The organism is Pelomonas parva (assembly GCF_043555835.1).
In the GTDB taxonomy this organism is placed as follows: Bacteria; Pseudomonadota; Gammaproteobacteria; order Burkholderiales; family Burkholderiaceae_C; genus Pelomonas; species Pelomonas parva.
On sequence record NZ_JBIGHV010000002.1, the window covers coordinates 136,522 to 148,167 of the forward strand.

Genomic DNA, 11,646 nt, shown 5'->3' on the forward strand with positions numbered 1-11,646 from the left:
TTACTGCCCCGCCCGCACCAGCCGCAGCACGCGGTTGCCGGCGCTGCCGGACAGGCCCACGTCGCCGGTCGTGAAGTCCACATACCAGACGAAGCCCGCCACCGAGGCCGGCGTGGACGTCCACGTGCTGGCGTTGGGCGTGCCGGGGAAGCGTGTGCGCTGGATGGCCGGGCGTTCGCAGCGGGTGTTGACGAGCGAGGCGAGTTCGCTGCGGTTGGGCACGCGCCAGTCGCCGAAGCTCTTGCCAGCGCCGGCGGCATCGGCGTTGACGGCGGTGGCACGCGCCAGCGCGGTGGAGAAGCTGGCGTAGCTGGTGGCGGTGCCGGTGCCGCAGCTGGCGCCGGACAGGCCTTCCACACACTGCATCCACATCAGGCCGGTGCGGGCGTCGGTGACGGTGCCGTTGCCGTGGTCGGTGTAGCGCGGCGTGGTGGCGGTGGTGCAGTCGGTGTCGGCCGCCGCCGTGCCGGCGACGAGGCGGGTGGCGAAGGTCTTGGCCAGCGGGTTGTCGGCGCTCTCGAAGGCGACGGCTCCGGAGCTGAAGTCCACCACCCAGTTGGCGCGCGTGTCCCCGGCGTAGGCCGTGCCGGTCCAGAACGAGGCCGCCGGCGTGGTGCCGAACTTGGGGTCGATGCGGGCGCCGCTGGTGACGCCCAGATCGACGACGCTCATCAGCTCGCCCGGCGTGGGCAGTCGCCAGTCGGTGCGTCCGCAGCGCGCGGCGGCGTTGGCGGCATCGGCGTTGGCCAGGCCGGCGGCCAGCGTCACGGCGGTGGCCGCGCCGGCTTCCCACAGCAGGCCGGTGACCTGGTCCTGCACGCAGGCACCGCCGCCGGCCGCCACGAGGGCGAAGCCGACACGGCCGTCGGCGGCGTCGTTGGTCAGCGCGTGGGTGTCGCGGCCGGTGCTGCCGTCCTGGCCGGCGATGTCGGTGGCCGAGCAGGCCACCAGGGTGTTGGTCGTGTTCAGGCACTGGGTGGTGCCGGTGTCGTTCAGGCCGCCGGGGCCGTTGTTGATGAGGACCACGCGGGTGCTCGTCGTGCGGCCCTCGAAGGAGGTCGTCACCTCCAGGCGCTCGTTGGGTTCGACGCTGGTGTTGCTGCAGGTGACGATGGGCACGGTCACCGAGGTGGCGCCGGCGGGGACGGTGGCGGTGGAGCCGGTGTGGGTGATGAAGTCCACGCCCGCCGTGGCGCAGGCGACGCCGGCCGTCGCGTCGCCGGTGGCGGTGCCGACGGCGGCCGTGGAGTAGCTGATGTCGGCCGGGCCGGTGGCGCCCGCGACGAGGCTGATCCTGACGCTGAGCGGGCTGCCGGCGACAACCGGGTCGATGGCGACCGTCAGCGGCCCCTTGGGCGGCGGCGGCGGGGGCGGGGGCGGCGGCGTGCCACCCCCACCACCGCCGCCGCAGCCCGCGATCAGGGCGGCGCCCATCAGGCCCACGAGCCAGGTGCTGTGGGCGTTCGCACGGCCGCCGGGCTGGGGTGGGGCGACGAGGGGGCGCGGGGTAGTGGGCTTCATGACGTCCTCCTGAGGGGTTCTGGCGGCGGGGTGGATGGCGCGAGGGCGGCGCCACCGGCAAAGGAAAGCTGCAGCTTGAGCTGGTGCTCGCGCTGCGTCTGGGCATGCAGGGCGCGTGCCTGCTGGCGGGTCAGCTGCCAGCGTAGCAGCGCGAGTGTGAATTTCAGCGCGGCGGGCGTGCGCGCGGGCCACAGCCGGCAAAGCGCGCGCAGCGGTGCGGCCAGGGGCCCCAGCGCCTGCTCGACCCAGCGGCCCTGCGGATGCAGCAGCAGCCTTGCGCTGACATCGGCGCCTTCGGCCGCGTCCTGCACACGGCTGATGAACTGCGCTTCGGCGCGCCGGCTGTCCAGCGGCTCGATGAACAACACCTCGATGCGCGCGGCGGGCGGCAGCCCCTCGGCCTCGGCGGCTTCGCGCTGATGGTGCAGCGCGCGTTGCGGGCCCAGGCCGGCCAGCACCCAGGCGGCCGTCTTGGCGCCGGGCAGGTCGGCAAAGCGCGCGGCCGAGCCGAGTTGGCGCAGCACGAACAGGCGGTGCACGCCAGCCGGCGCGTCGAAGGCCTGCTGCACGCCGGCCTGCCAGGCGGCCTCGTCCGCGCAGGTGTCGAGCTGCGGCTCGGTCCCTGCAATGGACGAGTTATCAGCAATGAGGCCGTGGTGGCGCCAAAGCGGCGCCCGCAGCCCGGCCAGGTCGGCCGCCGCGCCGCCCAGCCGGTGGGCGCTGGCGGCCAGGCCCAGCACGCTGGTGCGCTCGGTGGCGCGCGTGATGGGGCTGAGCGCCAGCCCGGCGCGGGCCTGGATGGCCTGGGTGAGATGAGGCAGCAGCGCGCGGTCGGGTAGTGCGCGGGCGATGGCGTCGTCCAGGTGCACCTGCGGGCCGGCCAGTGTGTAGTCGCGCCCGGCCTGCAGCAGGTCGCGCACGACCAGGGCCTGGCGCAGCAGCCATTCGCCGCGCTCGGTCTGGCGCCACAGCGGCGGCAGGCCGGCGATCAGCTCGGTGGCCCGCGCGGCACCGGCGGCCGTCCACAGCAGGCCGCTGTCCAGGCTCAGTGTGTAGTGGTGCTCGGGCTCCAGCGCGTCGGTCGCGTCGCGGGCCAGCTGCAGTGCCTCGCCCAGCGCGGTGCTGTCGTCGGGCACGGACAGCAGCACGGGGTTGACGGCGTCGTCGAACAGCACGCGGTCCAGCTCGTCGATGAGCAGCGCGAACAGGCCGCGCGTGACCAGCAGGCCGGCGCCGGTCTCGCCGTGCAGGCGGGCCTCCAGCCGCTGCGCGTCGCCGCTGCCGCGCTCGCGGCGGTCGCGCGCCAGGTCGGCCGCGAGGCGCCGGGCGGGCACGATGACCACGTGCGCCGCATAGGCGCGGCGCAGCGCGGCGCCGTTGGCGTCGGAGCCGGCCGGCGCGGCGTCCAGCCCCAGCGCCTGGAACAGCGGCATCAGCAACCGGCTGGCGTGGGCGGCGGCCTCGTCGTCGGCCGTCATCAGCAGGCAGGGCCGGCCGCTGGCGGCCCAGGCGGCGGCGGCCAGCGCCAGGGCGCGGTGGCGCTCGGCCGCTCGGGTCAGTGAGACGGCGCCCTGCTGGACGAGGCTGCAGGCAGCGTCGACGACTGGCCCCTCGAACTGCCATGCGCTCTGCGCTGCGGCGATCGCCTGGGCCAGCGCGGCGTGCTCGGCGGCGGGGTCCTCGCGGTTCAGCGCCCGGCGCAGCGCCTGGCCGGCGTCGCGCAGGCTGGCGGCGGGGTCGAAGACATGGGGCAGGGCGGCGTCGACGGCAGCGCGCATGGCGGCGATGGCGGCGGCACGCTCGGCCGGGCGGGGCGCATGGCCGCGTTCTGCCACCGGCTTGTCCAGCGGTGGGAACCAGGGCGGGGTGAGGGCGCTGGTGCTCATAAACCGTAGCGGTGCTGGAGGAGCTGCTGCAGCCCGGCCCACATGCGGCTGCCCAGCGGCCGCGCGGCGACCGGCACGCGCAGCACGCCGCTCATGCCGTGCATGGCCAGGTCGGTTGGCAGGCCGCCGGGCGCGAACTCGGCCTGGATCTCGAAGAAGGCCTCGGCCGCCGTCGTGCCGCTGCTGTCGTCGGGCCGGATGGCCACGTCGCCACCGCCGCCGAAGCCCAGCGACGGCGACATCAGCCGCTGGCGCTGGTAGGGCACCATGCGCAGGCTGGAGAGGCTCAGCGCCTCGCCGCGCCGGCCGGCCAGGCGCAGCTCGGAATTGGCTGCCGGTGGCAGCGCGCTCAGCTCTGCGGCGTCGGCCTGTGGCAGCACGGCCGCGAAGCGCAGGGCGCTGCGATCCACCACCTCGCCAACCGGCTGGGCGCGGTCCACCCAGCCGTCCAGCCGCTCGTGCAGCGACGGCGCGACCCACTCGCCATCCTGCGGCGCGCGAATCTCCAGCGCGGCCAGCAGTTTCTGCGTCTCGGCGCGTCGGGCGTTCAGCGCGTCCAGCCGGCCTTGCAGCGGCGCGACCTCGGACGGCGTGCTGCTCAGCGCCAGGCCCAGCTGCGCGCGCGTCTCGGCGATCTGGCCTTGCACGAGGTCCAGCTGCAGCGACAGCTCCGGGCTGTCAAAGCGCGCCAGCAGCTCGCCCTTCTTGACGCGCTGGCCATGGCGCACCGGCATCTCGCGCAGCCGCGCGGCGGTCTGCAGGTAGAGCGGGCTGCTCTGGCGCGCCTCCAGCACGCCGGGCAGGCGCAGCGCGTGCGGCAGCGGCAGCACGAACAGCAGCGCCCACAGCCCCAGCGCCATGCCGCCCATCGCCGCGATGGCGCGCGCGCGGTGCGTGCCGGACGCGACGCGCAGCCAGGCCCACAGCTTGGCGGCCGGCATCAGCACCATCGTGATGACGGTGGTGATGGCCATGACGACGCCGACGCCGAACCACTGGTCGGCCACATAGGCCAGCACGCCCAGCGTGATGATCCAGCGGTAGATGAAGGCCAGCGCGCCGTAGCCGGTGAACCAGGCGCGCTCGGCGCGGTCCTGCGCTGGCTCGGGATGCTCGCGCAGGCCGAACAGGTATTTGGAACCGTAGTGCAGCCACTGCGCCTGCGCCTTCTGGTAGAGGTTGGGCATCTCCACCAGGTCGGACAGGATGTAGTACGCGTCGTAGCGCAGCAGCGGGTTGCCGTTGAAGATCAGGCTGGACAGCGAGCCGACGATCATCACGTTGAAGGCCATGCTGTGCACCGTGCCGTCGGACGTGGCGGCCCAGACGACGCAGGCCAGCGCGGCCAGGAACAGCTCGGCCAGCATGCCGGCCGCGCCGACGTAGGCGCGCTGCCATTTGTTGCGCAGGCCCCAGCTGGCGGAAGCGTCCACATAGGGCAGTGGTGCCAGCACCAGCACCATGACGCCGAAGGTCGGCACCTGGCCGCCGTAGCGCTTGCAGACGAAGGCATGGGCCAGCTCGTGCACGACCTTGACGAGCGTGGTGGCGAGGTAGAGCCAGGGCAGGTTGGACAGTGACAGCAGGCCCTCGCTGCCATTGCTGATGGCGCCCCAATGCTCGAAGGCGGTGGCCGCGCCCCAGCAGACGGCGGCCAGCCAGACGAGCCCGGCGACGCGGCCGGTGCAGGCGCGGATGAAGGGCAGGATGGGGTCCAGCCACTTGTCCAGCCCGAACAGCGGGAAGCGCCAGAACATGAAGGACAAAAGCTTGCCCATCAGCTCGCGCGAGCGCTGCTTCTTCAGCCGCTCGACGATGGCGTCGGCGTGGGGTTGCTCCTTGAAGTAGAGCAGGCTGGACAGGTGCAGTTGCGACAGCAGGCGCACGACTTCTTCCTGGCCGGGCGTGCCTTCGGGGTGGCGGCGTGCCAGGTCTTGCCAGATCTCGTCGACGGTGCGTTGGCCGTCCAGCGCTCTGAGGAATTCGTAGGCCTGGGGGGTGACGCGGAAGAAGCGGTGGGAGTAGCCGTCTTCCAGCAGCACCCAGGCTTGGCCTCGGTAGCGCTGGGCTTGGGCTTCTACCGTTGGGAGCAGGGAGACGCGGGTTTGGGCGACCTGGTACCAGCTGTCGGAGAGGGTGCCTTGGGTCATGGCCGCCTCGTCGTTGCTTTAGCTTGGTGGCAAGGCCCATGCGGGGATTTCGCCCCCGCAGGCGAGTCACTTTCTTGGGCGCCCAAGAAAGTAACCAAAGAAACCGCCCCCGATCCGCCCGCCCTGCGCTGCGCTTCGGGTTCCCTGCGGTACTCAGGCCTTGAGGCCTCGCACAGAACTCGCTTCGCTACGCTGCACTCAGACAGCTGTGCGAAGTCAGTTGACGAAGCGCGCTGCGCGCGCGGCCTCAAGGCCTTCCGTTCCTCGGCGGGCTCAGAGGGGGGAATAGAAATACTTCGGTGCGAACGGCTTTCGGGTTTGGCTGTTGGCTGTTCCGGGGCCTCCCCTTCAAAACCGCCGAGAAGCGCAGAAGCCCAGGGCGCGTGCGCAGCACGCTTCAAGAACTGACTCGCGACGCTTGTTTGAACGCAGCGTAGCGAAGTGAGTTCGGCGCGGCCCTGGGCTTCGAGCATCGCAGGGGAGCCCGCAGGGCCGGTTTTGCAGGGGAGAGCTTTTTGCCTACTTTTTGGCGGCGCAAAAAGTAGGTCGGCCGCCGGGACGAAATCCCGGCTGGGCCTCGGCGCCAACCTGCAGTGGGAAAAGCGACCAACCCACATCCCATCACCACCACAACCACAACCGCAACTGGTCAACGAGCCGATGCGTCAACACCCAGATGATCCGGCGTGGCCCCGCCTCCACCCGCGCATTGCCACTCATCCCCGGCCGCCACCAGTCCGCCGCCGGCGCCAGCAACTCCGCGCGGACCGCGAACTGGTTGCCCTCCTGGCCCTTGATCTGCGCCACCGGAATGACCGACAGCACGCGCAGCGGAATCTCCTCGTCCGGCCGCGTCATCAAGGTCAGCTCGCCTAAAGCGCCGGGCTTCAGCTGCGCCGCATCCCGCTCTGGCACTTGCAACGTCGCGTACAGCTTTTCCACGCGCGCCAGCCGGTAGAGCTTGTCGCCCTTGCGCACCGGCGCGCCCTGCAGCTCGCGCTTCTCGCCTTCGACGACGACGCCATCAAAGGGCGCGCGGTTGGCGGCCAGCTCGATCAGCTCGACGGTGCGCGCCAGCCGGGCCTGCGCCTGCGCCGTGCGGGCGTTGCCGATCTCGGCCTCGGCCAGCGCGCCCTGGGCACGGGCCTTGTCGGCCTCGGCTGTGTAGCGCTGCACCTCGGCGCGCGCATCGGCCGCCTGGTTCTGCAGGTCGCGCACGTCGAGCTGGGCCAGCAACTCGCCTTCCTTGACGGTCTGGCCGGCGCTGACCAGCGCCTCGTCGACGCGGCCGTCGAACTGCGCCGACAGGATGCGCGTGCTGTCCGTCGCCAGCTGGGCGCTGGCGCCAACGCGGTAGTCCCAGTCCACGAACAGCGCCACCAGCAGCGCAATGGCGCCCACGCCCGTGGCGAGCTTCATGCCCAAGCGCTGCGGGCCCAGCCACAGCCGCGCGCGGCGGCGCAGGTCGTCTTTCGCGCGCAGCGTCAGCGAGCGCTCGCGCCAGTGCAGGCTCTCCAGCCAGGGCAGGGCCACGCGCAGCGCCAGCAGCAGGCGGGCCAGCTGGTCGGCCGGCAAGGGCTCGCCGTCGAAGACCATCAGTAGCGCTGCACGCGGCGCGCTGTGGCCGCTGGTGAGCGGCAGGGAGGCCAGGCTGACGTTGCCCAGCGACTGCTGCAGCAGCCGATGCGCGGGCAGCGCCTGGGGCGCGGCGCGCTCGATCTGGACGAGCGCTGTGCCGGCGGGGTCGACCGCGTCGTCCGTGCGCTGCACGGCGTCCAGCCGCACGCCTTCCTCGTGGTCCAGCGCCTCGTCCAGCGCGCTTTCGGTCAGCACGACGGCGTGGGCGAAGCGGTCCAGCTTGTCGCGGTGGCTCAAGGCCACCAGTCGCACCGCCGCGCTCGCTTCGTCGCGCCAGCCCAACGCCACCTGCTGCGCGCCCAGCGTGCTAGCCAGCGCGTTGACCAGGGCCAGCGTCGCCGGCTCGAAGCCGTCGTGGCGCTGCGCGAACAGCACCGCGTCCAGCAGCGGCGCCCAGGTCACTTGAGGTGAGTCGCCGGCCGGCGCGGCGGCGGGTGCTTCGCCGGGCGCGGGCAGGTCGGCCACCAACTGGGCGCGCAGCACCAGCTCGTTCAGATGCGGCCGCTCGCGGTCCGGCAGGCACAGCAGCCACAGGTCGCTTGCTGCCCGCTCGGGCTGCACGGCCACCAGCCATTGCGTGGAGCCTTGCGCGGAGCGCTGCGGCAGGCTGGCAAAGCCCTGCGTGCGGGCGCGCTGCGCCAGCGCGAGCAGGTCGGCCGTGAAATCGGCGCGCAGCGGGTCGGGCGCGGGGTCGCCGGCCGCTGCCTCGTCATGCGCCTGGGCCAGCAGCCGCCAGCCACCCTCTGCCTCGCTAAGCCACCAGCCCTGCTGGGCGCGCATCAGCCGCGCCAGCGCCGCGACCACCTGGGCCGCGTAGTCCGCCTGGCTGCTGGCGCCGCGCAGCGCGTGCAGGGCCAGGACCAGCTCGCGGGCGCTGAAAGTCGGCAATGCGGTGACGAGGCCCGGCGTGCTCACAGCTTGACGATGCCCTTGCTGCCCGGCGCGACGCGGCCCGGGTTGTTGAAGCGCACGCGCACCTCGACCAGGCCGCTGGACGCGTCGGTCACCGGCGAGATGAAGCTGACGCTGCCCTTCGCCGGCTCGCCGCCGTCGATGGCGACGGGCAAGGCCTGACCCTGCTTCAGCGTGCGGGCCGCCGCCGCCGGCATGTTGACGCGCAGATGCAGCACCGACGCGTCCACCAGCTCCACCAGCGTGTCGCCCGGCTTGGCCCATTCGCCCACGTCGATGCCGACCTTGGTGACGACGCCGGCCACGGGCGCGACGAGGCGGCGCTGCTGGCGGTCAGCCTCGGCGAGCTGCAGCTCCAGCTTCTCGCGCGCCTTCTGCGTCTGCAGCTGCGCGAGCCGGCCGCGCGTGGCGATGAAGTCCAGCTCGTTGCGCGCCGCGTCCTCGCGGCTGATGGCGCCGCGGCTGGCGGCCAGCTTGCGGGCGTCCTCGGCCAGGGGCTGCACGACCTTCAGGCGCTCCTCGGTGGCGCGCAGCTCGCTGAGGTCTTCCAGCTGCGTGCGGCGGCGCTGTTCCTCCAGCGCCTGCGGGCGCTCGTCCAGTTGCACCAGCGCCTGGCCCGCGCCGACCTTCTGGCCGGGCTCGACGGACACCTTGGCGACGATGCCGGTCACCGGCACGCTCAACGCCAGCTTGTGGCGGGCGTGGACGATGCCGACAAAGTCCGCAGCTTGGGCCGGGGTGAAAAGACCGAGGAATGCAACCACAGAGGCACAGAGGCACAGAGAAAACCGGGAAGCCTCTGTGCCTCTGTGTCTCTGTGGTTGCGTTTGTCTTTGAGAAATCATTCGTCGATCCGCACGTCGTGAGCAGACAGCAGGCTGCCGTCCACCAGTTGCAGGGCCACGCGCGCCAGCGCCAGGCGGCTGGTGCCCTCGATGAGGCGCATGCGGGCGTCCAGCACATCGGCCTGCAGGCGCAGCAGGCGGGCGCGCGGCGCAACGCCGCTGGCGAACTGCTCGCGCACGGCGGCTTCGAGCTGCTGGCGGGCGGCGAGTTCCTCGCGCAGCTGGCCCAGCTCGCGATCCAGCTCGGTCAGCTGGGCGGCACGGTTGAAGTAGTCGCTGGCCAGCGCCTGGCGTACCGAGTGCACTTCCAGCGACGACTGCTCCACGCGCAGTTGCTGGGCGCGGTACTCGGCCTGGGCGCGGCGGTCGCCGCCGATCGGCACTTCCACGGCGACGCCGATGGTCCAGTCCGGGTTGCGGCCCTGCGTGGCCTTCTGCGCCGCGTCCAGCGGGCCGTAGGCCAGGCTGTTGCTGCTGTAGCTGGCCTGCAGGTCCAGCGCCGGCAGCTTCTTGCTGTAGGCCAGGCGCAGGCGGGCGTCGGCCTGCTCGCGCTTGAGCAGCGCCATGCGCAGCGGCGGCCAGGCGGCCTCGACGTCGGGCAGGCGCTCGGCCAGCGCGGCCAGGTCACCGGGCATGGGTGGCGCGGCCAGGTCGGGCTCGGCCAGCGGCCAGTCGCCGTCCTGCGGCGGCAGGTCCAGCAGCACGCGCACCTTGGCCTCGGCCTCGAACAACGCCTGCTGGCCGCGCGCCAGCTCGGCGCGGCGGGCCGACAGCACGGCTTGCGCCTCGTCCTGCGCGCCAGGCGCCAGCCGGCCGCCGTCGACGCGCACGCGCACGTCCTCCACTGTCTCGCGGGCGTTGTCCAGCGCCTCGCGGCGCAGCGCCTGCGTCGAGCGGGCGCGCCAGAGCTGCCAGTAGGTCGACAGCGCCTCGCTGCCGATGCGCAGCACCTGCTGGCGGAACTGCCAGGTGCCGATGTCGCGCTCGTGGCGGGCCACGCGCAGGTCGGTCTCGACGACGTCGCGGCCGGCGCCGCGCAGCAGCGGCTGGCGCAGCGACAGCACCAGCGCGCCGACGCTTTCGGAGTCGCCCTGCGCGAAGCTGGCCGAACCGATGACGTTGCTGCGCCGCTGCGTGCTGCGCCAGGCCAGCGCCACCTCGCCGCCGGTCGGCGCCTTCACGCGCACGCCGGCTTCGCCGCCCAGCACCTGCTCGTCCAGCCGCGTGATGCCGCCCAATGCGGCCGTCAGCCGCTCCTCGACGGTGCGCTGGCGGTTGCGCCCCTCGCGGCGCAGGTTGGCGTAGGCGATGGGCATGTACAGGCCGGTCTCGGCCTCGGCCGCCTGCTCGGACACGCGCGACTGCAGCCGCGCGTAGAGCACCTCGGCATTCTGTTCGAGCGCCAGTTGGGCGAGCGTCTTGGCGTCCAGCCGCGCGGGGCGCTGCGCCGCCGGTTTGGCCGGTGGCACATAGGGCTCATAGCGAACGGGGGCGGGGCCGAACTCGCCCGTCTGCGCCGCGTCGCTGCGGTCCACACCGGCGACCACCGGCCCGGCACAGGCCGCCGCCGCGACCGCCGCGCCGAGGGCTTGGCGCCAGGCCGCAGCGTGTCGCGACATCAGGCCGCCTTGGGCGCGAGGCGCTTGTCCTTCAACTGCATCAGCCGCTCGATCTGGGCCAGCGACATCAGCTGCGCATAGATGGCCGGCAGGTAACGCTTGGTGCGCAGCTCCAGGAACTTGTCGTTGGACAGGTTGTTCAGCCGCTCCTCGTTGACGACCCAGCAGCCGGCGATGTTCTTCTCGCGGTCGCCTTCGCGCACGCGCATCTGCAGCGGCGTCAGCATGTTCAGCTCGGACAGCGCCTTGGCGAACTCGCCCGTGATCTGGTCCATCTGCTGCAGCTCGCCCAGGTAGCGCTTGACGTTCTCGATGACCTGCGTGGGCTCGCCCTTGTCGTCGAACAGCGCATTGCCCTCGCCGTCCTTGCCGTCGACGCTGACCAGGCTGCTGGCCTCATCCAGACAGATCGTGAACTGACCCTCGGTGGCGCTGCCGGCCAGCGCGAAGGGGTAGCGGCGGATGATGGCGGGGATGTAGCTGGCCTCCCATTTGCCGGCCTCGCCGACGAACAGGTTCTCGCCGGCATCCAGCCCCAGCAGCGTGACCGGGCGGAAGGCGTCCTTCTCCTTGTCCTCGACGAAGACGATGGGGTAGACGGCCGCCGCGCGGGCGAACTCGTGCATCGTCAGGTAGGCGATGTGAAAGTCCTTCGCGAAACCGAAACCCGTGATCTCCTTGATGCGGGTGCGGGCGTGGCGCTCACGGTTGACGGGGACGACTTTCTCGAACATCGCAGATCCTTCTGACACGGAATGGAAACGACCGGCGCGGGGGCTAACGCCGCGACCTTGCGACAGGGTTGCGCAAGGGCGCCGCAGTATCGGCGATGGGCCTGCGCTGCCGGACACAGGAAAGTCCTAGGGCGTCGTCGTGTCGCTGTCCGGCGAGGCATGGCGTCTTAAGAATGGGCCTGTCTCGAGACCTCCGAAATGAGGGGTTCTTCGAGGGCTGGCTGCTGAAAACTCTCATGGGATTGCCATCGTCTCTTCGCTATGCTCGCCCGCATGCCCGTCACCCCCTTTGTCCCCGATGAAAGCGCTGTGACCAGCGCCGGGGTCGAGGGCCGGGCGTC

7 protein-coding genes are annotated in these 11,646 nt (G+C 72.1%); all 7 read right to left on the reverse strand.

Annotated elements, in window-relative coordinates:
* The 7 genes from ACG00Y_RS04480 to ACG00Y_RS04510 all read right to left on the reverse strand — a co-directional run bounded on the left by ACG00Y_RS04480 (position 1) and on the right by ACG00Y_RS04510 (position 11,305).
* The gene (locus ACG00Y_RS04480) at positions 1-1,521 is read right to left on the reverse strand and encodes an Lcl C-terminal domain-containing protein (RefSeq protein WP_394476380.1); all 1,521 of its coding nucleotides are present in this window, start codon (positions 1,519-1,521) and stop codon (positions 1-3) included.
* Positions 1,518-3,407, reverse strand: a complete 1,890-nt coding sequence (locus ACG00Y_RS04485) for a hypothetical protein (RefSeq protein WP_394476382.1) — start codon at positions 3,405-3,407, stop codon at positions 1,518-1,520. The genes ACG00Y_RS04480 and ACG00Y_RS04485 overlap by 4 nt, the downstream gene beginning before the upstream one ends.
* The gene (locus ACG00Y_RS04490; RefSeq protein WP_394476384.1) at positions 3,404-5,557 is read right to left on the reverse strand and encodes a PqqD family peptide modification chaperone; all 2,154 of its coding nucleotides are present in this window, start codon (positions 5,555-5,557) and stop codon (positions 3,404-3,406) included. The genes ACG00Y_RS04485 and ACG00Y_RS04490 overlap by 4 nt, the downstream gene beginning before the upstream one ends.
* A 621-nt stretch (positions 5,558-6,178) precedes the next feature.
* Positions 6,179-8,110, reverse strand: coding sequence for an efflux RND transporter periplasmic adaptor subunit (locus ACG00Y_RS04495; RefSeq protein WP_394476386.1), 1,932 nt, complete (start codon positions 8,108-8,110; stop codon positions 6,179-6,181).
* Entirely contained in the window at positions 8,107-8,871 is a 765-nt protein-coding gene (locus tag ACG00Y_RS04500) for an efflux RND transporter periplasmic adaptor subunit (protein ID WP_394476388.1), read from the reverse strand. The genes ACG00Y_RS04495 and ACG00Y_RS04500 overlap by 4 nt, the downstream gene beginning before the upstream one ends.
* A gap of 77 nt (positions 8,872-8,948) precedes the next feature.
* On the reverse strand, positions 8,949-10,571 hold the full coding sequence (locus ACG00Y_RS04505; protein ID WP_394476390.1) for a TolC family protein: 1,623 nt from the start codon (positions 10,569-10,571) through the stop codon (positions 8,949-8,951).
* Positions 10,571-11,305, reverse strand: coding sequence for a SapC family protein (locus tag ACG00Y_RS04510; RefSeq protein WP_394476392.1), 735 nt, complete (start codon positions 11,303-11,305; stop codon positions 10,571-10,573). Before ACG00Y_RS04510 ends, ACG00Y_RS04505 begins: the two co-directional genes overlap by 1 nt.
* Positions 11,306-11,646: the final 341 nt, after the last annotated feature.